Origin of the sequence: Candidatus Avelusimicrobium caledoniensis (assembly GCF_902756455.1) — a bacterium.
Lineage (GTDB): Bacteria > Elusimicrobiota > Elusimicrobia > Elusimicrobiales > Elusimicrobiaceae > Avelusimicrobium > Avelusimicrobium caledoniense.
Genome location: NZ_CACVRB010000008.1, coordinates 14789 through 37396 on the forward strand (window position 1 = coordinate 14789; position 22608 = coordinate 37396).

Annotated in this window: 24 protein-coding genes and 1 tRNA gene; 16 read left to right on the forward strand and 9 right to left on the reverse strand. The window is 46.7% G+C overall.

Annotated features, from left to right (window positions below):
• Positions 1–134 precede the first annotated feature (134 nt).
• Positions 135–2765 (forward strand): bifunctional acetaldehyde-CoA/alcohol dehydrogenase, encoded by a 2631-nt coding sequence (adhE, locus tag ACQY2W_RS02840; protein WP_428049167.1) that lies wholly within the window; start codon positions 135–137, stop codon positions 2763–2765.
• Between the two features lie 53 nt (positions 2766–2818).
• Here adhE and ACQY2W_RS02845 read toward each other — a convergent pair whose 3' ends face one another.
• Positions 2819–3460 (reverse strand): type IV pilin protein, encoded by a 642-nt coding sequence (locus ACQY2W_RS02845; protein WP_428049169.1) that lies wholly within the window; start codon positions 3458–3460, stop codon positions 2819–2821.
• A 293-nt stretch (positions 3461–3753) separates the two neighbouring features.
• On the opposite strand from ACQY2W_RS02845, the gene miaA reads away from it, so the two are divergent.
• Positions 3754–4692, forward strand: coding sequence for a tRNA (adenosine(37)-N6)-dimethylallyltransferase MiaA (miaA, locus tag ACQY2W_RS02850; protein WP_428049171.1), 939 nt, complete (start codon positions 3754–3756; stop codon positions 4690–4692).
• A gap of 49 nt (positions 4693–4741) precedes the next feature.
• On the opposite strand, the gene ACQY2W_RS02855 is transcribed toward miaA, so the two are convergent.
• Positions 4742–5752, reverse strand: a complete 1011-nt coding sequence (locus tag ACQY2W_RS02855; RefSeq protein ID WP_428049173.1) for a trypsin-like serine protease — start codon at positions 5750–5752, stop codon at positions 4742–4744.
• A gap of 91 nt (positions 5753–5843) precedes the next feature.
• Here ACQY2W_RS02855 and plsY point away from each other — a divergent pair, with 91 nt between their 5' ends.
• From plsY to ACQY2W_RS02870, 3 genes are read left to right on the forward strand one after another with little or no spacing between them, the layout of a single operon-like run.
• A complete protein-coding gene (plsY, locus tag ACQY2W_RS02860) occupies positions 5844–6458 on the forward strand; it encodes a glycerol-3-phosphate 1-O-acyltransferase PlsY (protein WP_428049175.1) in 615 nt (204 codons plus the stop codon).
• Position 6459: 1 nt separating this feature from the next.
• Positions 6460–7464 carry an NAD(P)H-dependent glycerol-3-phosphate dehydrogenase gene (locus ACQY2W_RS02865; RefSeq protein ID WP_428049177.1) on the forward strand — a complete coding sequence of 335 codons (1005 nt, stop codon included), beginning with the start codon at positions 6460–6462 and terminating at the stop codon, positions 7462–7464.
• A 58-nt stretch (positions 7465–7522) separates the two neighbouring features.
• Positions 7523–7786, forward strand: a complete 264-nt coding sequence (locus ACQY2W_RS02870; RefSeq protein ID WP_428049179.1) for an HU family DNA-binding protein — start codon at positions 7523–7525, stop codon at positions 7784–7786.
• 125 nt (positions 7787–7911) lie between these two features.
• Here ACQY2W_RS02870 and ACQY2W_RS02875 read toward each other — a convergent pair whose 3' ends face one another.
• Positions 7912–8460, reverse strand: coding sequence for a type IV pilin protein (locus tag ACQY2W_RS02875; RefSeq protein WP_428049181.1), 549 nt, complete (start codon positions 8458–8460; stop codon positions 7912–7914).
• A 348-nt stretch (positions 8461–8808) separates the two neighbouring features.
• Between ACQY2W_RS02875 and ACQY2W_RS02880 the strand changes: the two genes are divergently transcribed.
• On the forward strand, positions 8809–9276 hold the full coding sequence (locus ACQY2W_RS02880; protein ID WP_428049183.1) for a type IV pilin protein: 468 nt from the start codon (positions 8809–8811) through the stop codon (positions 9274–9276).
• A 102-nt stretch (positions 9277–9378) separates the two neighbouring features.
• Here ACQY2W_RS02880 and ACQY2W_RS02885 read toward each other — a convergent pair whose 3' ends face one another.
• The 4 genes from ACQY2W_RS02885 to ACQY2W_RS02900 all read right to left on the reverse strand — a co-directional run bounded on the left by ACQY2W_RS02885 (position 9379) and on the right by ACQY2W_RS02900 (position 13426).
• On the reverse strand, positions 9379–9636 hold the full coding sequence (locus ACQY2W_RS02885; RefSeq protein WP_428049185.1) for an SWIB/MDM2 domain-containing protein: 258 nt from the start codon (positions 9634–9636) through the stop codon (positions 9379–9381).
• A 93-nt stretch (positions 9637–9729) separates the two neighbouring features.
• Positions 9730–11346, reverse strand: coding sequence for a phosphoenolpyruvate carboxykinase (ATP) (gene pckA / locus ACQY2W_RS02890; RefSeq protein ID WP_428049187.1), 1617 nt, complete (start codon positions 11344–11346; stop codon positions 9730–9732).
• Between the two features lie 2 nt (positions 11347–11348).
• Positions 11349–12557, reverse strand: a complete 1209-nt coding sequence (locus ACQY2W_RS02895; protein WP_428049189.1) for a pyridoxal phosphate-dependent aminotransferase — start codon at positions 12555–12557, stop codon at positions 11349–11351.
• Between the two features lie 41 nt (positions 12558–12598).
• Positions 12599–13426 carry a P-loop NTPase gene (locus tag ACQY2W_RS02900; protein WP_428049191.1) on the reverse strand — a complete coding sequence of 276 codons (828 nt, stop codon included), beginning with the start codon at positions 13424–13426 and terminating at the stop codon, positions 12599–12601.
• Between the two features lie 122 nt (positions 13427–13548).
• Here ACQY2W_RS02900 and ACQY2W_RS02905 point away from each other — a divergent pair, with 122 nt between their 5' ends.
• Together ACQY2W_RS02905 and ACQY2W_RS02910 are read left to right on the forward strand one after the other, a co-directional pair.
• Positions 13549–14106, forward strand: a complete 558-nt coding sequence (locus ACQY2W_RS02905) for a type IV pilin protein (RefSeq protein ID WP_428049193.1) — start codon at positions 13549–13551, stop codon at positions 14104–14106.
• A gap of 77 nt (positions 14107–14183) precedes the next feature.
• A tRNA-Ser gene (locus ACQY2W_RS02910) sits at positions 14184–14268 on the forward strand.
• 670 nt (positions 14269–14938) lie between these two features.
• Here ACQY2W_RS02910 and ACQY2W_RS02915 read toward each other — a convergent pair.
• Positions 14939–15553: a type IV pilin protein gene (locus ACQY2W_RS02915; protein ID WP_428049195.1), complete on the reverse strand. Its 615-nt coding sequence runs from the start codon at positions 15551–15553 to the stop codon at positions 14939–14941.
• 124 nt (positions 15554–15677) lie between these two features.
• Here ACQY2W_RS02915 and ACQY2W_RS02920 point away from each other — a divergent pair, with 124 nt between their 5' ends.
• The 8 genes from ACQY2W_RS02920 to rplS are packed head-to-tail and all read left to right on the forward strand — an operon-like array spanning position 15678 to position 21814.
• On the forward strand, positions 15678–17483 hold the full coding sequence (locus ACQY2W_RS02920; protein ID WP_428049197.1) for a DUF2207 domain-containing protein: 1806 nt from the start codon (positions 15678–15680) through the stop codon (positions 17481–17483).
• A 32-nt stretch (positions 17484–17515) separates the two neighbouring features.
• A complete protein-coding gene (gene fmt / locus ACQY2W_RS02925) occupies positions 17516–18469 on the forward strand; it encodes a methionyl-tRNA formyltransferase (RefSeq protein ID WP_428049199.1) in 954 nt (317 codons plus the stop codon).
• Position 18470: 1 nt separating this feature from the next.
• On the forward strand, positions 18471–19475 hold the full coding sequence (locus ACQY2W_RS02930) for a PASTA domain-containing protein (protein WP_428049201.1): 1005 nt from the start codon (positions 18471–18473) through the stop codon (positions 19473–19475).
• Between the two features lie 2 nt (positions 19476–19477).
• Positions 19478–20158 (forward strand): ribulose-phosphate 3-epimerase, encoded by a 681-nt coding sequence (gene rpe, locus ACQY2W_RS02935; RefSeq protein WP_428049203.1) that lies wholly within the window; start codon positions 19478–19480, stop codon positions 20156–20158.
• A gap of 53 nt (positions 20159–20211) precedes the next feature.
• Positions 20212–20460, forward strand: coding sequence for a 30S ribosomal protein S16 (gene rpsP / locus ACQY2W_RS02940; RefSeq protein ID WP_428049205.1), 249 nt, complete (start codon positions 20212–20214; stop codon positions 20458–20460).
• 15 nt (positions 20461–20475) lie between these two features.
• Complete coding sequence (locus ACQY2W_RS02945) at positions 20476–20706, forward strand: KH domain-containing protein (RefSeq protein ID WP_428049207.1); 231 nt, start codon at positions 20476–20478, stop codon at positions 20704–20706.
• The gene (gene trmD, locus ACQY2W_RS02950; protein WP_428049209.1) at positions 20706–21425 is read left to right on the forward strand and encodes a tRNA (guanosine(37)-N1)-methyltransferase TrmD; all 720 of its coding nucleotides are present in this window, start codon (positions 20706–20708) and stop codon (positions 21423–21425) included. Before ACQY2W_RS02945 ends, trmD begins: the two co-directional genes overlap by 1 nt.
• Positions 21426–21430: 5 nt before the next feature.
• Entirely contained in the window at positions 21431–21814 is a 384-nt protein-coding gene (gene rplS, locus ACQY2W_RS02955; protein WP_428049211.1) for a 50S ribosomal protein L19, read from the forward strand.
• A gap of 78 nt (positions 21815–21892) precedes the next feature.
• Here the strand turns inward: rplS and ACQY2W_RS02960 are convergent, their stop codons facing one another.
• On the reverse strand, positions 21893–22372 hold the full coding sequence (locus tag ACQY2W_RS02960) for a type IV pilin protein (protein ID WP_428049213.1): 480 nt from the start codon (positions 22370–22372) through the stop codon (positions 21893–21895).
• Positions 22373–22608 lie beyond the last annotated feature (236 nt).

Below are 22608 nucleotides of genomic sequence, written 5' to 3' on the forward strand. Positions count from 1 at the left end.
GACGAAAGGCCCACTTCCCCCCGTCCAAAAGACCCAGACAATTCTGGGCCTTATTTTCATTTTGACAGATTTACAATCCAAAAGCTACAATATGAATAACCTGTGTATCCGTTGCAACCAATGAGGAGAAAACTATGGGGGATAAAAAAACAGCTACTGTGGCAGAACTGGCCGCTTTGGACAAAATGGTCGCGCGCGTACGGCGTGCCCAACGCAAATACGCTACTTATTCGCAAGAGCAAGTAGACAAAATTTTTCGTGCCGCCGCGATTGCCGCGGCCCAAAACCGCATTCCGCTGGCTAAAATGGCCGTGGAAGAAACCGGTATGGGTGTAATGGAAGATAAAGTAATTAAAAACCAATTTGCTTCCGAATATATTTACAACCAATACAAAGATACTAAAACGTGTGGCATTTTATCAGATGATGACGCTTTCGGTTACCGGCAAGTAGCCGAACCGATCGGCGTAATTGCCGGTGTGATTCCGACTACAAATCCCACCTCTACGGCTATTTTCAAAAGTCTGTTGGCACTCAAAACGCGCAACGGTATTATTTTTTCCCCCCACCCGCGCGCGGCCAAATGCACCATAGAGGCCGCCCGCATTGTATTGGAAGCGGCGGTGGAAGCGGGTGCTCCCAAGGATATTATCGGTTGGATAGAGCATCCGACCATGGTACTTTCTACGGCCTTAATGCAACATAAAGATATAAACATTATTTTGGCGACCGGCGGACCGGGCATGGTACACGCGGCGTACTCGTCCGGCAAACCGGCTATCGGCGTAGGCGCGGGAAACACGCCCGCCGTCATTGACGCAACGGCCGATATCAAAATGGCCGTCAGCTCTATTATTATGAGTAAAACTTTTGACAACGGTATGATTTGCGCCAGCGAGCAAGCCGTCGTGGTGGAAGACGCCGTTTATAAAAAAGTGAAAGACGAATTTATGCTGCGCGGATGTCATTTTGTAACGGGCAAGGACCGTCAAAAATTAGCCCGCACAATCGTGCAAGACAATCAACTCAACCCCGCTATCGTCGGGAAAAGTGCTACGCATATTGCGCAAATGGCGGGCATTAAAGTTCCGCCGCACACCAAAATTTTAATAGCCGAGGCCAGCGAAGTAAACGATAAAGAAGTTTTCGCCCGCGAAAAACTTTCCCCCGTCTTGGCTTTTTACCGGGCCGCCGATTTTGAACACGCCATGAACATCGCGCGTGATTTAATTTTGTACGGCGGTGCGGGTCATACGTCTGTGTTGTATACGGATGAAACCAACGAAGACCGTATTGAGGCGTTTTCGGACATGCCCACCGCCCGCACGCTAATCAATATTCCGTCTTCCCAAGGAGCGATCGGAGATGTGTATAACTTCAAGCTCGCCCCTTCTTTGACCTTAGGTTGCGGCTCGTGGGGCGGCAACTCGGTCAGTGAAAATATCGGAGTCAAACATCTTATGAATATCAAATCCGTGGCCGAACGCCGCGAAAATATGTATTGGTACAAAGTGCCGTCTAAAATTTATTTTAAACGCGGTGCTTTATCCCAAGCGATGGAAGAATTAAAAGATAAACAACGCGCGTATATCATCACCGATAAAACTATGGAACAACTGGGCCATGTGCGCCTGGTTGCCGACGTGTTAAAAAACTTAAATATTAAGTTCCGCGTATTTTCCGATGTGCTGCCCGACCCCGATATTTCCAACGTAACCAAGGCGTTAGAAATTGCCAAAACGTGGCAACCCGATTTGATTATTGCCCTAGGCGGCGGGTCTGCCATGGACGAAGCAAAAATGGTGTGGCTGATGTACGAAAACCCGGATACAAGCTTTGAAGATATTGCCATGCGCTTTATGGATATCCGCAAACGTATTTATGCCGCACCGCCGCTAGGTAAAAAAGCAACCATGGTGGCGATCCCCACCACGTCGGGAACGGGCTCGGAAGTAACACCGTTTACCGTTATTACTGACGAAAAAACCGGCACTAAATACGCCATTACCGATTATGCTTTAACGCCGGATATGGCAATTATTGATCCGGAATTTGTACTCGGTATGCCTAAAACCCTGACGGCTTATTCGGGCTTAGATGTGCTCACACATGCCATTGAAGCGTACACGTCTATTTTCTCAACCAACTTTACCGAAGGGCAAGCGTTAGAGGCCATGCGGCTTGTGTTTAAGTACTTGGAACGCTCGTATAATTTAGGCGCGAAAGACATTGCCGCACGTGAAAAAATGCACTACGCCGGAACGGTAGCCGGCATGGCATTTGCTAACGCATTTTTGGGGTTATGTCACTCCATGGCACATAAGTTAGGGGCCATGTATCACGTGCCGCACGGACTAGCCAACGCGATGCTCTTATCGTACGTAATTGAATTTAACGCTACGGACAAACCCACCAAACAGGGTTTATATCCGCAATACCGCTACCCGTTTGTGAAGGGCCGTTATGCTAAAATTATTGACTACTTATTGCCCGAGCACAAAATGGGTAACAACACCGATGCCAAAATTCAGAAGTTAATTGATATGGTGGAGGACTTAAAAAATAAACTCAATATTCCACACTCGCTTAAAGAATATGGTATTGCGGAAAAAGACTTTTTGGAAAACGTGGATAAACTTTCCGAATTGGCGTTTGACGACCAGTGCACGGGAGCCAACCCGCGCTATCCGTTAATTAGCGAAATCAAGGACTTGTTTATCAAGGCCTACTACGGCAAACCGATTAAACATAAAAAAGGAAAATAAGTTTAAGGCAACAGTGAAAACACACCCCGGGTTTATAATCCGGGGTGTTTGATTTAAGGCAAAGAAAACAAATGAGCATTAGATTGATATTCGCTTTTCCAAATTCCTTTAAATAATTTTTTACAATAATCACCTTTATTTAACGCAGAATAATTGGAGCCGTCAGCCCGCTCGTAACAATAAAGCGTATTTTTTTGCACCGTTGTATAATTGGCCGTATTTTGAAATATAATAAACCCGGCACCTTTGTATTTCCCGGATGAACGCAACATAAGTACCCCCTTTAGCCCATTTGTTGCAGTGTATAACGAAATACCCCATTGGGCGTTGGTACATGCGACCGAAGTTGGACATAAAAATTCACTCCGTTGTGCGTTTGTCAAATCAATATCCAACTCACTAATATCCGTAGCGTATGTTCCGTTGGCCATATAATATGCCTCAGCCGCTTGCGCGATAGAACGCACCAGCGTAATGGCTTGCGTAGCACGTGCTTTTTCCACCGCTTTTTGATATTGCGGCAGAGCCACCGCCGCCAAGATACCGATGATTAACACAACGACAAGTAATTCAATGAGCGTGAATCCATTATGTAGGTCAGGTTTTACCTGACAATGTTTCGGCAGAAACATCTTTCCTTGTTTGATGTCAGGCATAGCCTGACCTACAACGACAAAACAACTTTTCTTTTCCATAAAAAACCTCCTTTGGTAATTGTTATCATTACATAAAATGTAGCAAAAAAAAAACGATGTCAAGTTTTATTTTTTTCTCTCGCTATATCCCGCATAGAAACTCTGCGGGATGACGAGCGAGAGAAAAATATATACAGAAACCCCCCTTGCCGGGGTGCTCGCCGTAAGGGGCGAGGGAAACAAAAGCACCGTCAATGAAATTCCATATTGCAAAAACTTCGCGCCATACGCATACAGAGGTTTTAGGCCTCATGCCTGCCCCCGGCAAGGGGGAAAAAAGTTACAATATATCCATGAAACCCATTGTTATTTGCGGGCCGACGGCCTCGGGAAAGACGGAACTGGCGTTGGAACTCGCCCGGCAGACGGGCGGTGTGATTATCTCCGCTGATTCGCGGCAAGTATATAAACACCTCACTATCGGCACCGCCAAACCGCAAGGCACGTGGGAAAACGGTGTGTACCGCGTGGACGGCATAGCGTATTACTTAGTAGATTTTTTAGATGTTACGGATACGTTTAACGCCGGATCTTTTTGCAAGCGCGCGCGGGAAATTGCCGCCGCCAATAAAGATACTCCGCTCATTTTTGCAGGCGGAACGGGGATGTATTTGCACGCATATTTTGTGGGCATGGACGAACTCCCCCCTAGCACAACGGACTCGCGCGCCGCGGTAGAAAAAATTTTACAACAAGAAGGTAAAGAAGGGTTGCACGCACATTTGCAGGAAAAAGACCCTGTTAGCGCGACGCAAATTCCCGTCGGAAATGTGCAACGCACCATGCGCGCGTTGGAACTCTATTTACTTACGGGCCGTCCGGCCAGCACGTTAAAAAGCGGCCAATTTTTCAAATTGCCCGATGAAAAACAAGTTCATTTTGTCTATTTGGCTTGGGATAAAGACGCCCTCCGCCGCCGCATACAAACGCGCACGGAGCAAATGTTTAAGGGCATGTGCGAAGAAACGCGCGCGCTACTGACCGCGGGGTTTTCACCGGACGCACCCGCCTTGAAAAGTTTGGGATACCCGCAAGTGGTAGAATTTTTGCAAGGCAACCTTTCGCGCAACGCCGCCCTAGAACGCATTTGCACGCTCACGCGCCAATATGCCAAACGACAACGCACGTGGTTCAACCGTTACACAAATGCCACGCGTCTGACATTATCCCGCCCGGAAGATTTTAACCCCGTACAACTGGCCGCGCACATTTTAAACACACAAAAAAAATAACCCCCGGTTGCCTGTACGGCGAGTATCCGGGGGTATGTTTTTTTTCTTTTTATAATGAAAGTGAACTTTGATTGATGGCTTTAACAATATCCGCAAACGGTTTATCCGTCGGCTCCACAAACCCGTTTTCCGCCCCGATGACACGCAAATTCGGCACGTGATTGCGGATAAAATTAAGCGTTGCGCCGTTAAACCCGGTAAATAAGAAGTAATCGCGCGCGTCTTTTAAGGTCAGCACCGTTTTCCCCTCATCATTTTGGAAAGCCGCACTACCGTCACGCGAGTAAACTAACGACGATACGAGCCCGACTAAATCTCCCGCCGCCGTAAACACACCGCCGCCGGAATTGCCTTGCCGCACCCCAAACCCGGGCGAAATAAAGTGTTGCAATTCTTGCACAAAAAACACATCTTGCGAGGGAGAAATTAAATAAGACACTTCGCCGTTTGTAATACGCGGTACGACAACTTGCGGCAACAAACGCGACGTAGCCAAATTGGCCGCACTTACCAGCCGCGGACTAAATGCCGATAACTGGGCTTTTGTTTCCGGGCTGTGAAAAAGTTGCGTGTCAAATTGTTTTTTGGAAATTTCTTCCCAATGCTGGCCCTCTTCGTTCCATTTTTCGTAGGCGTAAGTGGTGTTTTGCGGGTCCAAACGGATCAGCGCTACGTCCAAACTGCTAATCCGGTTTTGCCCGAACGAAAACCCACCATACACAAAAACATTTTTGGAAGCCGTCGTATTTAACACACGCGCGCGCTGACGAAGTTCGGCTTCGGCCAGTGTTACTTCCACCGTGCAGGGTAATACACCCGATTGGCCTTGGCAAGCCGCATACACACAATGCGCCGCTGTAAGCAACCATTGGGCATGCACGCGCACGGCCTGACACGCATACACCGACGCACGGCCCGCGCTTACTTTATCCGTACGCCAAACGGAAATTTCTTTTTGGGCCAAAAAAGCATCCTCGCGCACCGGCGGTATTTCTTCTTCCTGTGCAAAACCCGGTACGCTTAGCAAGCCCAACAATAAACCTAACAGGACTCTCTTCATATAATAAGTGTATATAAAAAAGTTCAAAAAAACCACTATATTTTTTGGGGAAAGCTGTTGCCAAGGCAACAAATATAATATAATAAGTTATATGATGATTACGATAACCCTGCTCGTTTTGTTTAGTTATTTATTAGGTTCTATCCCCACCGGATATCTCATCGCCAAACACGTGATGAAAATTGATATCCGCCAGCACGGCTCGGGCAACCCGGGCGCGGCCAATGTATACCGCATCGTCGGCAAGTGGGCCGGCATCAGCACGTTTTTAATTGACGCTTGTAAGGGCTTTATCCCCGTGTGTTTAGCCCGCCACTACTGCCCGGAGTACTATTGGGTAGCTATCGCGTGCGGCGTGATTGCCATTTTGGGCCATATGTGGACGATTTATTTAAAATTCCGCGGCGGAAAAGGCGTGGCCACTTCCGCCGGAGTGTTTGCCGCCTTGCTCCCTATCCCTACGGCAATTGCGTTTGCGTCGTTTGTGATTTGTGTAGCGTTGTGGGGTCGTATTTCTATCGGATCAATTTGCGCGTGCATCGTACTGCCGCTGTGCAGTTATTTTATCGGCAATCACCCCATGTCTGTTAATTTAATGGTAACAGCTATCGGCGCGCTTGTTATTTACAAACACGTGCCGAATATCAAACGGCTACTCGCCCAAAAAGAACTTAAATTTGAAGACGGCGCGAAAAAGAGAAAATAACATGAATATCCGTAAAATCACCGTCTTTGGGGCGGGCATTTGGGGCAGTGTTATCGCCCAGCATTTAGCCAAAAAAGGGTATGCGGTTTCATTGTGGGAATATAACGAAACGCTACTCAATGCGCTTAAAACCATGGGCCGCCACCCCAATATCCCCAACTTTAAAATACACGACAACATCCGTCTAACTGGCAATGTGGCCGACGCGGTGGAAAATACCGATTTAATTATTTTTGTTATCTCGTCTAAAGCCATACGCTTGTTCTGCCGCGAACAATTAAAACCGCTTTTAAACGGCCGTGTTGTTCCGGTCGTCAGTGCCTCCAAAGGTATTGAAGATAAATCGTTCAAAACCATTTGCGAAATTATTGAAGAAGAATTGCCACAACTTAAAGACAGCGTACTCGCGTTCTCGGGCCCGAGCTTTGCGTTGGAAGTAGCCCAAAACGTACCGACCAAAATTATGCTTGCCGGAGCGAACGAAAAACTCGTGCAAGAAGTAGCGCAAGTGATGAGCGGCGACCCGATTATCGTCGTCCCTGCCCAAGACCGCCGCGGCGTGGAATATGGCGGCGGCATTAAAAATGTGCTGGCTATCGGGTGCGGTGTTATTGACGGTATTGGCGACGGAGCCAACGCTAAAGCCGCGCTTATCACGCAGGCGCTTCAAGAAATGAACGACATTTTAGTCAGCCAAGGCGGCGAGGCCGGCACCGTATATAGTTTAGCCGGATTTGGCGATGCGATTTTGACGGGTATGTCCGCTATTTCGCGCAACCGCCGCTTGGGCGAAAAATTAGGTGCGGGCATGACACTTGACCAAGCCAAACAAGCCGTCGGCACGATTGCCGAGGGTGTAAACTCCGTCCAAAGCGTGTACGATATCGCCCGTAAAAATCATTTAAACACTCCGATTATTGACGCCATTTGGCAAATTGTCTGCCAAGGCAAAAAACCGCATGTGCTGTTGCACGCAATGGGTTTTGTCAACCGGGGAAACAAATAATATAGACCCGTAGGGTATTGCCCGACGGGCCGTTTTATCCCTAAAAAAGGAAAACAGTATGAATAAAGACGATGTGATTCGGCACTTAACCCGAAAAGTAATTGATAAAAAACTCGCCAAAACAGCGGTGGACGGCGTATTTGAAATTATTAAACACGGTTTAAAACGCGACGGCAAAGTAGTCATCAGCAACTTTGGGTCGTTTCAGTTAAAAACTGCACGCCCCGTTACGCGCCACAACCCCAAAACGCGCGAAAAAGTACAAGTTCCCGCGAAACAAAAAGTACGGTTTAAACCGTCTGAAAATATCTTAAAGAAGTAGCCCCTCGCCGGGGCGGGCAGAAGGCCTAAAACCTAGCAAGTTATATACGCGCTCTTTTGTTCACCGGGACTTCGTGTTCCACTCTTTTATTCTCCCCCCGCCAAACAGGCGGGGGTTTTTACAAACTAATACTCAAAAGCGGTTGTGTTAGTCCCCCAACTAAAACCTGTCTTTTTTCCTGTTTCGCTCATACATATTTGATAATTTAAATCATTGGGGTTTGCGCTGTGCGCCACACACTGTGATTTTTTGACATAATAAATTGTATTACGCTCAAACGCAAGAACATATCTTAAAAAATCATGTCCATTTTTTTGCAGAGTACATTGGATATCATATCTATTATCATTGGGCAAAATATCCAACCCGCACCATCCCCAAGAAAAATGAGCGACATAACCATTGTTAGTATAACTGGCGGAAGGCAGTTCAACATCCAAATCTTCTAATGATTTACTATATTCTCCGTTTGCCATATAATAAACCTCTTGAGCCGCAACAATATTTTTTGCAACAACTTTGGCCTGCACATAACGCGCTTTCCACACCGCCTTTTGATATTGCGGCAACGCCACCGCCGCTAAAATACCAATGATGAGAACAACAACTAATAATTCTATTAACGTAAACGCTTTTGCATTTAAAATCCCCGACAAACCACTTTGTTTTTTCATACGTGTCACTCCTTGTGAAAATAGACTTATATAAAAAATGTAGCAAAAAAAAAAACGATGTCAACCCCCCCTTGCCGGGGGCAGGCATTTTGGGAGTCAACTTCCACTTAATTAGAGCCACACTCTTTTTGCATTGTCGCTTTGCAGTGCAACAAATTCCTTTTCCGCTTTTCTGACACCAGAAAAGCGAAAAGGGGGTTACAGAATAACACGAAGTCCCCCCTTGCAAAAGATAACATCAAAAGCAAACGGCGGTCTAAGACCGCTCTGCCCGGCCCGGCGAGGGTCTTGACAAATCAAAAAAAAAAACGATAATAAAGAGTCAGCAAAAACAACAAAGGAGATTTTATGAAAAGCAAACAAGCATTCACGTTAATAGAACTCTTAGTCGTCGTTCTTATCATCGGCATACTCGCGGCGGTGGCCTTGCCGCAATATCAAAAAGCAGTAATTAAAAGCAGGTATGCCGCTTTGAAAAATATGACAAAAACAATCGCTGATGCAGAAGAAGCATATTATTTAGCCAATAATACTTACTCCACCGACTTTGACGAACTGGCCATAGATATAGGCGGAACTCCCCACCCGACTTCAACAACCTACAAATCTTTTCCTTGGGGCTACTGTCGTCTAGACACTAGCTATTGCCAATGTGTAAACTCTAAAATAACGATGTGGTATCGCATTCATTTGGGGTCTCAAGTTAAAGTTTGCGGAACTCATGCTGATCTCACTTTACAAAATCAAATTTGCAAACAAGAAACCGGCGCTACAAATTCTTTCGGCAGCGCCCCGGAAAAAATGTACTCGTATTAATTTTGGACTCAATGTGGAAAATTGTATCGGCGTAAAGCAACGAAACCTAAAACTAACGTTTTAGGTTTCGTGCGTTAATCGTAATATAACAAAGCTGTTATATTATTTAGACAAGTGTTTGGATAAGTACTTGCTCATGTCAAACATGCTGATCTGTTTTTTGCCTTCAAAAATCGGCGCCAATTTCGCATCGGAATTGATCATGCGTTTGTTGGTTTTATCTTGAAGACCGTTCTTTTTGATGTAGTCCCACATCTTTTTGACGACTTCGGTGCGCGGAAGAGCCGCACTGCCTACTACCGCCGCCAACTCAGCGCTGGGGGTTAAAGGTGCCATAAATTTTGCATTTGCTTTTGCCATAGTTAAATCTCCTATTAGTTTAATTTTTCTTTATTCTAGTATATATGGGGGCCTGTTGTACATAGGCCCCCTTTTTAAAAACAACCTACGCCGCTATTTCACTTTCGGGGCGGCGGCTAACACTTCTTTGGTGCAACCGTCTTCGTACTTTTTGAAGTTCTCAATAAACGACTTGGCTAACGCTTCATATTTAGCCATATAGTCTTTTTTATCGGCCCACAAGTTAATGGGGTTCAAAATTTCCGAAGGTACGCCTTCGCACGAGGTCGGAATTTGGAAACCGAAAACCGGGTCCGTACTGAAATCTACTTTCGCCAGTTTCCCTTCCAACGCGGCATTTAACAAAGCACGCGTATATTTAATGCTGATACGCTTGCCCACGCCGTACGGCCCGCCGATCCAGCCCGTGTTGACGAGCCAGCAATCTACGTTATGCTCTTTGATTTTCTTTTTCAAGAGTTCTGCGTACACGGACGGGTGAAGAGCCATAAACGGCCCGCCGAAACACGTAGAGAACGTGCTGGTCGGTTCTTTGACACCTTTTTCCGTACCGGCCACTTTGGCGGTGTAACCGCTGATAAAGTGGTAAAGTGCCTGATCCGGGCTAAGTTTAGAAATGGGCGGCATCACGCCAAACGCATCACACGTTAAGAAAATGATGTTTTTGGGGTGGGTAGCGCGTTTGCTTTCCACGGCGTTATCAATAAAATTAAGCGGATAACACGCGCGGGTATTTTCGGTTAAGGTATCGTCGTCCAAATTAAGTTTGCCCGTTTGCGGATCAAACACGACGTTTTCCAACACCGTACCAAAGCGATGCGTGGTGGAATAAATTTGCGGCTCGGCTTCTTGGCTCAGGTGAATTACTTTAGCGTAGCAGCCGCCTTCAAAGTTAAACACGCCCTCGTCGTCCCAACCGTGTTCATCGTCGCCGATGAGGCCGCGGGTAATATCAGCCGATAAGGTGGTTTTACCCGTGCCGGAAAGGCCGAAGAAAATGGCACTATCGTTTTTGCTGCCAACGTTGGCCGAGCAGTGCATCGTCATGATGCCCTTTTGCGGCAAGAGGAAGTTCATAATCGTAAATAACGCTTTTTTATTTTCTCCGCCGTACTCACTACCGATGACGAGGACCAACTTTTTAGCAAAGTTGATTAAGATAGCCGTTTCGGACACGGTACCGTCGGTGGCCGGATCCACATGCATTTTAGGCAAGCAGATAAGCGTGAACTCCGGCACGAACGATTTGAGTTCTTCCTGTTTGGGCTCAATGAACATATTTTTGACAAACAGGTTCGTCCACGCGCACTCGGTAATAGCACGTACTTTCAAACGCGAGGCCTCGCTGGACCCCACATACGCATCACGCACAAAGAGGTCTTTGTCGGCGACGTATTTTTGTACCTTGGCAAAAATCTTGTCAAAATATTCGGCTTTGATTCCTTTATTGCTTTTGCAATAAAAGAGTTTGCCTTCAATTTCCGGGGTTTCCACGAAATAGCGGTCGTTGGGGCTGCGTCCCGTGTGTTTACCGGTGCTTACGCACAAAGGCCCGCCGTAAACGACGTTCCCCTCTTCGCGTGCTAACGCTTCTTCGTACAAGGCCGGAGTAGAATAGTTCCAGTACACATTTTTCGTGGTGCTGATATTCGCATGCTCCAAGCCGAAGTCGGGCTTAAAAAAGTCCGGTGTTGCTTTGATTGTTTTCATCTTTAATCTCTCTTTAGAATTTTATCCCCTGCTTTTAATTCGTTGGGTTGTGTTTTGTCTAACGCCCAGCGAATGCGGCGTACGCCTTCAATAATGGAGGCCTTGTCCGCACAGAAGCTAATACGTAAATAACCGTCCGCACCAAAGGCCACGCCGGGCACTACGGCTACTAACGCCTTTTTGAGCAAAAATTCAGCCAACTCGGCCGAAGATTTGTTGTAATAGCTAAAGTCTACAAACGAGTAGAAAGTAGCCATCGGCTTTTGGACTTTGACGTTCGGGATTTTATTTACTTCTTCCAAAAGGGTATTGCGGTTGTCTTCCAACACGCGGCACATATCGGCGATGCAACCTTGGTCGCCGTTTAACGCGGCGCACGCGGCAGTTTCAGATAAATCGCTGTTGCACGACGTGCTTTGCGCTTGCATACGGCCCATAGCGGCAATTAAATCTTTGCGTTTCGCTACGGCCCAGCCGATACGTAAACCCGTTAAACCATACAATTTAGACACGCCGTTGATGATAACCATATTGTTACCTTCTTTGGCATATTTGCACGGATTAGGGGTTTTATTACCGTCAAAAACGAGTTGGTGGTAAATATCGTCCATAACGAGGAAAATGTCGTTCTTCTCGGCAAATTCCACCATCGTTTTGATAAATTCTTCGCTATAAATTTGACCCGAAGGGTTGCACGGGCTGTTAAGCAAAATGGCTTTTGTTTTGGGCGTTACCGCGTCCAAAATTTGTTGGGCGGTTACTTGCAAACCTTGCGTCGGGCGCACGCACACGGGCGTACCGCCGGCCATTTTAATCATTTCCGGATAGCTTACCCAATAGGGCGCGGCAAAAATAACTTCGTCACCTTCGGTTACTGCGGCAAGTAAAAAGTTAAATAACGCTTGTTTGGCCCCCGCACTGATAAGCACTTGCGTGGGCTCCACGGTCCAACCGTACATTTTTTGCGTATATCCGATAACGGCTTTTTTCATCGCCGGCGTACCGGAAGACGGGGAATATTTAATTTTGCGCGTATGGGCTTGCGCAATAATCGCATCCACCGCGGCTTGCGGGGCCGGATAGGTCGGCTCGCCGCCGCCTAAGTGAATCACGGGCTCGCCGGCGGCTTTTAGCGCACGCGCGGCGGCGTTAATTTTTAAGGTTGGGGAATCCCCAATCAAAGTTGCTAGTTTACTTAATGTTGTAGCCATAATTCTCCTCTATATCTATTGTATCATTTAATTACCGCAAATTACTTGAGTTGCATGAGTTTATCTGCTAGCGGATTGATATTTTCTTGGCGTACAGTTTCAATCTGCCCGTCATCAACGGCTTTGGCTACTGCCGGGTTTAACGGCAAGCGCACCGCTACGGGCAAACCAAATTCTTTAGCGGCTTTTTCTACTTTGGACGGACCGAAAATTTCCAATTCTTTGCCGCAGTCGGGGCATGTTAAGTAGCTCATATTTTCTACCAGACCCAAAATCGGCACGTTCATTTTCTGCGCCATCTTGACGGCTTTACCAACGATAAGCTGGACCAACTCTTGCGGCGAAGATACCATAATAATACCGTCTATGGGTAATGATTGGAAAACGGTGAGCGTCACGTCCCCCGTGCCGGGCGGCATATCTATAAATAGGTAGTCAATATCTTTCCAAATCACGTCCGTCCAAAATTGCTGTACCGTGCCCGTGATAAGCGCGCCGCGCCAGATAACCGGGTCGGTTTCGTTTTCCAACAAAAGGTTTAAGGACATAATTTGTACGCCGTTTGCGCTAGCCACAGGATAGATACCGTCTTGGTCGCCTTGGGCGCGTTCGTGCAAGCCAAACATTTTAGGGATAGACGGGCCTGTGATATCCCCGTCCAAAATACCGCACGAAAAACCGCGGCGCGTCATTTCGCAAGCAAGCAACCCGGTAACGAACGATTTTCCCACGCCGCCTTTGCCGCTGACAACGCCGATCACGTGTTTAATGCGGCTGAGTAAATGTGGTTTGAATTTAGGTATCTCATTAGAACGACTGGAACAATTTGCGCTGCAGTTGGCGCAATCGTGTGAACAATTTTCTGCCATGATTTTCCCCCTCAGAAGTATATATAGGTATTATAGCAAATAGGGAATTAGCCAATGGGGCTTGACAAATCAAAAAAAAAAACGATAATAAAGGGACACAAAAAACAAAAAGGAGCAACAACATGAAAAACAAACAAGCATTTACGCTCATAGAACTCTTGGTCGTTGTACTCATCATCGGTATTTTGGCGGCGGTCGCGTTGCCGCAATATCAGAAAGCGGTAGAAAAAAGTAAAGCCACCCAAGCACTTACTTTGTTAAAATCGGTCGGACAGGCGACGGCAACTTATTATATGGCTAACGGAGAAGCTCCCAAAAGTTTTGATGAGTTGGATGTAGATATACCTGCGGGGTGGACCGGTACGGAAAAAGCGGTAAATTATGATATGATTCATGATACACGTTCTAACGGGGAATGGTCTTTGCAATTGTATGTCAGTTCCGAAACCGGAAGAGGCGTATTGATGATAGGAAGACTGACTGGAAAATACAAAGGGGCCGGGTTTTGGATCAACAATGTAAACGCGGATAACGCTTTGCAGTTATTTTGCACGGAACGACGCAGACTGGGAGTAGTGTTTGAGCAAAACGAGGGCGATTATTGCGTAAAACTATTCGGAGCCACCCGTGTGGCAGGGCAAGAGGACGCCACGGTGCAACCGTATACGATGAATTGGTAGCGGGCTACAAAACCAAGACGAAAATTTGGTATAATAAACACAGATATTTGGGCCAGCCACTCGGCGCAAATATAATTGGAGAGGTGTGTGAGTGGTTGAAACAGCAGGTCTCGAAAACCTGTAAACCGCAAGGTTTCGAGGGTTCAAATCCCTCCCTCTCCGTTGAATTTTAAGGGCTCCCACTACGGGGGCCCTTAAAATTTAACGGAGGGAGCCACGCAAACTGCTTTGCGTGGCGTAGGGATTTGAAAGGCGCAGCGATGTACGAGTTTTGCCGCTAGGCAAAGGCGAGTACCGCGAGCCCGGCCTGCAGGAAAATTCCGTTAGGAATTTTACCGGAAGGCAAATCCCTCCCTAAAGTTACGTAGGGCAAATCCAACTGCTTGGTATCGCGTCGGGATTTTGGGTTGGCAAGGTGTTCTGTTTGCTCTATTGCGTTTAGCCGTTTTTGCGTAGAACGGCTAGGCAAAAAAGTGAAGTCTATGTAATCATAGACAAGCTTTTTTAACAACGCCGGATAGCAAAAACGGCTAAACCCTGCGGGCCGCGTCCTTTTTGGTTATCACTTCTTTTTTTGCGCGCACCTAGTTCACTAGGCACGCGCAAAACAAACTACGCGCTACCCTAAAAAGTTCAGCGGCGCAAAGGCAAAAAGAGCACCTTGCCAACCCTAGCCGGAGCGATGTTTTTGTTTGCGCCTGAAAGTGCGCAAGGCAAAAACCGCGAGGGCGGGCCCGGACGCAAATTGCGTCAGCAATTTGACGTAGGGCAAATCCCTCCCTAAAACTACGTAGGGCAAATCCAACTGCTTGGTATCGCGTCGGGATTTGAATTATTCTTGTATCAATTTGCAGAGCCGTTGTCCGCGAGCACCGACACCGTTACATGCTATTTCTCCGGGATGACTACTGTGAAAATCGCCATACATATAAATGGAGACGACCCGTTTTTCTTGAGCACATGTCGTATAATTAGCCGCTGTTACAGCTTCCGTCATTGTCGGGCAATATGTCACTTCCGTTAAACCGGTTACCGCACCTAAATACTGATTATTGATATATAATTTCTCTTTACAATTAAACAACATATTTCCTCCGGAAAGTGCGGTAGCACAAACGTGGGTTATGTCTACATCTAAATCCTCAAATTTTCTGGCATATTCACCATTGGCTAAATAATAAATTTCCTGTGCATTTTTAATACTCTTGAGTAGTGTTATATACGGTGCGATACGGGCTTTATCCACCGCCGTTTGGTACTGCGGCAACGCCACCGCCGCTAATATGCCGATGATGAGAACAACGACAAGTAGTTCAATAAGCGTAAAACCGCAATGTCGTTTATGTAGGTCAGGTGAAACCTGACATACAACAAAGGCACATTCCTTATTTGACGTCAGGGTGGCCCCTGACCTACAACAACTTTTTAATACACTTTTCTTTTCCATAAAAAACTCCTCTGTTTGATTTATGTATAACCAAATTAAATCAAAAAAAAAAACAATGTCAAGCTTTATTTTCAGCACAATCAAAAAACATATATTATCCCGGCAAGTGTGCTATAATTTTTCTATGAAAAAATTTTATTCCCTGTTACTGGCTGTATTTTTCCTTTCCGCGTTAGGGCTTGTGTCCGGCGCGCAAACGTACAACAACCCCACAAACGACCCGGAAAAAATTTATATGTTTGATTCGGACATTACCGTCAATACAGACGGCACTATTACCGTGGTGGAAAACATTACACTAAACGTAAAACACCAGCAAATCCGCCGCGGCATTTACCGCGATATCCCGTTTTCACTTTCCGAATCGGTTACGCCTTTATCTTTAAAACTAGACGGCAAACCGCACCCGTTCTTTACCGAATTTAAAGGTAACGTCCAACGCGTTAATTTTGGGGATGACAATTATATTGAGCGCGGACAACATACCTATACATTTACATATACTTTTACGGGCGCGATTGATTTTTATAAAGATTACGACGAAATTTATTGGAACGTAACCGGCAACGGGTGGAGCTTTCCCATAGATAAAGCCCACGTTCATATTTCGTTCCCGCCGCAAGTACACGTGCAAAATAGCGGTATTTCGCTTTACACCGGGTTTGAGGGCAGTAAGCAAAACTTTACCGTACAAACCGCCCCCCTTACCTATGAAACCACCCGCCCGTTATCTGCGCGCGAAGGGATGACGGTGGCTATCCCGTTTGATAAAGGCGTGATACAAAAACCGTCGCCTTTCCAATCATTACGGTTATTTATTTCCCCGGTGTCTGTTTTTTCGCTCCTGTTGCTCGCCGGGCTGTTTGTCTATTTTGTGATTACGTGGACGGCGGTAGGGATAGACCCGGCCTATTTATCCGTTGTCCAATATGAGCCGCCGCAAGGCATTTCCCCCGCGTTTATGCACTATTTGTGTGAGCAATCGTTAGACACAACCGCTATGGCCTGTGCACTACTGAGTTTAGCCATGAAAGGGAATATAGAAATTCAGGAAAACAAATCTTTTTTTGCGATAGACAAAGCAACTATCCTCTTAAAAGACCGCGATACCAAAAACTTGTCTGCGGAAGAAACACTTTTAATCAACCGCTTATTTCCGGGCAGCTGCGATAAATTTGCATTGGGGCCTACCACAGCGCGCAAATGGGAACCGATCCGCAAAGAAATGGATAAACTGTTCAAACAAAATGCCAAAGAATATGTGATCGGCAACACATCTTATATCGGTAAAGCTGTCTTTTTGGTAGCACTACTGGGTATCGTGCCGTTTTTATGCATCGGGAAAATAGCCCTACCGCTTTTGTTTATCAATTTACACTTTGCGGTGTTCTTTAGTTTAGGGTGTATTATTCATTCCCGGTTTATGATTAAAATTTTCCTCGGGCTGTTAATCACGGGATTTTACTCTATGTTCTGGGGCACGTTTTGTTTGCAAGCAGGACACCCCGCCGCCCTTGTTTGCTGTATGGCCTATTTACTGGGGATGTGGGGGCTGTCTTTTTACGTACCGCTTATTCGCAACGTAACCGAACAAGGTAAACATTTGTTTGCCCACATTTACGGGTTTAAGAAATATATGAAAACCGCCGAAATCAACCGCATTTTGGCATCTTCTCCGTTAGAGCCCGAAAAAATATTCTGCGCATTTTTACCGTTTGCTTTTGCTTTTGGGTTGGAAAATAAATGGATGAGCAAATTTGAAACGGTGCTTTCCCAGGCCACGCTAGATAAATGCACGGCTACCGCGGGCGGGATGCGGTTTATCTCAAGCGGGTTATCCAGCTGCGTAAGAAGTGGCGGTGGCGGCGGAAGCCACGGCGGTGGACACTCCGGCGGCGGCCACGGGGGAGGCGGTGGCGGCGGAAGATAACGCCCGAACGCTCATTTTGCTAAAATAGTGTTATGGATAAACTTAACACTATTTTTTTTGGTACGCCCGAAATTGCCGTTCCGTTTTTGGAACGCACGCACGAACTTACCAACCTTAAACTCGTTGTCACGCAAGCCGATAAACCGCGCGGGCGCGGCATGGAAATTTCCGCTTGCCCCGTCAAAAAACGCGCACAAGAATTAGGACTTCCCGTCTTATCACCCGAAAAATTAAAAGATAGTTTTGACGAAATTTCGCCAATTAAATTTGATGTAGGAATTGTAGTAGCGTACGGAAAAATTTTCCGCCCGAATTTTATAGCACTACCCAAACTGGGACTTATCAACGTGCATTTTTCGCTCTTGCCGCACTTGCGCGGAGCGGCCCCGGTACAACAGGCGTTAATTCAAGGATATTCGCAAACGGGTGTTTCCACCTTTTGGATTAACGAAGGCATGGACGACGGGCCGTTATTTTTACAAAAAAAATTAGACATTGACCCGCAAGATAACGCCAAAACTTTATTTGAAAAATTAACCGTACTGGGGCTGGATGCTTTGCAAGAAACTATTTTGCAGTTAGAACAAAATAACATCGTGCGCGCGCCGCAACAGGGTACTCCCACGCTCGCGCCGATGTTGCAAAAAGAGGACGCGTTTTTGCGCCCGGCCGATTTAACGGCACAAGAACTACACAACCGCGTGCGCGGGCTTGCGTGCGGCCCTAAGCCCAAAATTCCTTTTTTACATAAGGGCCAAACCGAGTGGTTGCAACTGATCAAAACCGACTTTGCCGCGCAAGACAGCGCGCAAGCGCCCGGAACGGTGCTTGCGGTTGAGAGAAACCGCGGAATTTTAGTAAAATGTAAGGAAGGAGCGTTGTGGCTTAGTGAAGTACAACCCGCCGGCAAAAAACCGATGCCGGGTGAATCCTTTGCCAACGGACGTGCCGTACAAACGGGCAGCACCGTTTTTATAGAAAAATAATATGCCGAAAAAAGAACAAGATTTTGACGATTTTTTGAACAGTAAACCGAAAAAATCACGTCGGCTTACCAAATGGGTAATTGCCGGCGTTATCGTAGCATTTTTTGCTGCGCTGATTTTTGTAGCGTCCGATTGGGTCGTCGGTGCACTTGTGCACACGCGCAAAGAAGTAACCGTGCCGGACTTAAATAAAAAACCGGTATCCGAAGCATTGGGTTTACTGGCCGCGCAAAATTTAGCACTCAAGCAAGCGGGTATAGAATTTGCCCAAAACGTGCCCCCCGGTTCGGTACTGCGTCAAATTCCGTCGGCCGGCTCTACCGTGCGCGAAGGGCGCGTAATCCGCGCGTGGATCAGCCAAGGCAACGAAATGGTATTTGTGCCCGCACTCATCGGTAACGATTTACGCAGCGCGCAATTGGCCGTACGTCAGGCAGGGCTCGTTGTGGGCAAAGTGGAAAATGCCTATTCGCTTACGTATGAAAAAGGGCTTATCGTCGCGCAAAACCCCAAGGCAGACAGCATGGTACAAAAAGGCGATAAAGTTTCTCTCGTCATTTCAGACGGGCAACCGCCGTCCAGTGTCGTGTTGGTACCCAATTTCAAAGGGAAAAACCTATCAGATGCAACGCTCTGGGCCAGCGCGCAAAACGTCAATTTGATTATCAAAGAAGACGACAAATCCATGTTTAGAAACGGCACGATTGCCCACCAACGTCCCGGCGCGGATAATCAAATTGCGCCCGGTACAAACTTGGAAGTTACCGTCAGCCGCCGCCCGATTACAGACGACGAAAAAGTCTATCACTTGCACTACGAAATGCCGCAAGGCAAAAACGCCAGTCACGTGCGTGTCGTATTGGAAGACGAAACAGGCGAGAACGAAATTTTAAACGAATCTAAACAACCCGGCTCTAAAATTGACTTGGAAATTCCCTACGCAGGCACCGCCACATTACGCATCTTTACCGACGGCGTACTGGTACGGGAACGGGAGATTTTATAAAAATGACTTCCAAAATCCCCCCCGCAAATGGTAAAATATCTATTGCGCCCTCTATCCTGTCTGCCGACTTGTGGCAACTGGGTGAAGAAGTTGCGCGCGTAGAAAAAGCCGGGGCGGATTGGTTGCATGTGGATATTATGGACGGCCATTTCGTACCGAATTTAAGTTTCGGCCCGGCCGTAGTTCGTTCTTTGAAGGGAAAAACAACGCTACCGTTGGACGTTCATCTGATGGTAGAACATCCGGAAAATTTCTTGGAGCCGTTTGCTAAAGCGGGGGCCGATTTGCTGACCGTGCACGTAGAAGCCAACACAGATGCGTGTGAAATGCTCAAGCAAATTCACGAGCTGGGTATTAAAGCCGGGGTATCTATCAAACCCGATACCGATACCGCCGCTTTACAACCTTTGCTTGCGTACACCGATTTGATTTTGGTTATGAGCGTATACCCGGGTTTTGGCGGGCAAGCTTTTTTGCCCGGCGCGCCCGAGCGCATCAAACAAGTGCGTAAACTCATTAACGAAAGCCAAAAGAATATTTGGCTGGAAGTAGACGGCGGCATTAACGCCCAAACCGCACGTGAAGTAATTGCGGCGGGCGCAGACGCATTAGTAGCCGGAAATGCAATTTTTAGTGCAAAGGACCCTGTTCAAGCCCTTTCTCAAATCAGACAGGCGTTCTAGTACATTTAACATTACACTTTTACACCAGTAAAAGTAATAAGGAGAGTCATACAATGGCAGTAGTAATTAGATTACAACGGGTCGGCAAGAAAGCCCAACCTCAATACAGAGTCGTCGCGATTGAAAAATCTTCCGCGGTCGGCAAAGAAGCCAAAGAAGTGTTGGGGCAATATCATCCGTGCAACCCGAACGCCGCCGAACAAGTAAAACTCAATATGCCCCGTGTGGAATATTGGATGAAAGTCGGTGCGAAACCGTCGGAAACGGTCGCGAACTTGATTAAAAAAGCCAGCGCCAAATAAACTCGGGGGCATGTTATGAAAGAACTTGCCACGTTGTTACTTAAATCACTTTCTTCCGCACCCGATGAGGTAGTTGTGGAAGAAAAGATAGAAGACGACAGAGTTTTCTTATCCACGAAAGTGGGCTCGGCTGATAAAGGTAAAATCATTGGCAAAGACGGTTGCATTATTAAAGCCGTCCGCACGGTACTCAGTGCCGCGGGAGCCAAACAAGATAAAAAAGTTACCCTAAAGTTGGAAGACTAATGAAAATAGACGTTATCACCGCTTTTGAAGAAATGGTAGACCAAACGCTCTCCCACAGCATTGTGGGGCGGGCACGCAAAGCGGGGATAATCAAAGTGGGGACGTTAAGTCCGCGTCAGTTTACGACGGACAAACACCAAACCATTGACGATCGCCCTTACGGCGGCGGGCCCGGGATGTTGATGAAAGCCGAGCCGCTATATCAGGCCATTAAGAAGTTACGTAAAAAAACTTCTTTCGTAATTTTAACCAGCCCGCGCGGGCAAACCTTTGACCAAAATCTGGCCAAAAAGTTAGCCAAAAAGCGCCACCTGATTTTTGTGTGCGGGCATTACGAAGGAATAGATGCGCGGATTTATCCGCAGGTGGACTTAGAAGTATCTTTGGGCAATTTCATTTTGACGGGCGGAGAACTTGCCGCTTGCACGATGATAGACGCCATTACGCGGCTCCAAAAAGGTACTTTTAAAAAGCAGGACGTAACAACGAAAGAATCGTTTGAAGACGGGCTGTTGGAAGCCCCCCAATATACCCGGCCGGAAGTTTGGCGGGGCAAGCGGGTACCGGCGGTGTTACTTAACGGTAACCACAAAGAAATAGAAGCGTGGAAACACGAACAAGCTTTACAATTAACAAAAAAAATGCGGCCTGATTTGCTTAGTACCGCCTCTCAAAAGCAAACAAAAACCGCGAAGAAAAAAACAATTCGGAGGAAGTAGTATTTATGAACATTAGTGATATTAAACACAATCTCAAAACCAATGTACCGTCTTTCAAAGCCGGCGACACGGTGCGCGTAAAAGTAAAAGTAGTAGAAGGCGACACCGAACGCTTGCAAGCGTTTGACGGCGTAGTGATTGCCCGCAAAGGCAGCGGCATTGGCGAAACGTTTACCGTACGCAAAATCTCGTTTGGTGTAGGCGTGGAACGCATTTTCCCGGTGCACTCTCCCCGGGTGGACAGCATTGAGGTACTCAAAGTCGGCAAAGTACGCCGCGCAAAACTCAATTACTTGACCAAGCTGTCCGGCAAAGCGGCCCGCTTGCAAGAACTTAAAAAACCCACCGCAGAAACCGCTGAAGAAGCTCCGGTGCAAGAGGCGAAATAATTATCTAAGGATAATTAACAACTCCGAATATAATCCCCGGGTAAACGCGTTACCCGGGGATTTTGTTGCACGGAAAAATTAGTAATGCACCGGCATGGTGTAGCGCCAACTTCCCGGCTTATATTCTACCCCGTTTTCTCCACCCATTGCTTCACAAAGGTGGCGATGCGCCGCATCACCATAGCAATAAGTAATCTTCCACTTTAGCCCAATGCTCCACCCAGCATAAGACATTTTACGTGATTGACAACCTACATAGCCTAACCCTTCGTCTACCGAACATCTAACATTTGCCCCTACTTTATAGTTGCTATATTGTTCATCATATTCTGCGGGATATTCTATGTCTAGTTCATCTAAATTACGTGTATACGTGTCATTAGCCAGAAAGTAGGTATCTTCGGCCCGTTTCAGCGTACGGGCGATTTGTAGTATTTCACTGAACCGCGCTTTATCCACCGCTTTTTGATATTGCGGCAGAGCCACCGCCGCGAGTATACCGATGATGAGTACAACAACTAAAAGCTCAATGAGCGTAAATGCTTGTTTGTTTTTCATACAACCTCCTTTGTATCATTAAATAAAATGTAGCAAAAAAAAAAACGATGTCAAGCCCCTTGCCGGGGGCAGGCATTTTGGGAGCTCTCTTTCACTTACTTGTAGCCACACTGTTTTTGCATTGTCGCTTTGTTATGTACCGATGAGAAAATAGGATGTTTGTAGGTCGGATGTAAATCCGACGTTTTCAACAAAGTAATATATTGTCGGACTTACGTCCGACCTACAAGAGCTGG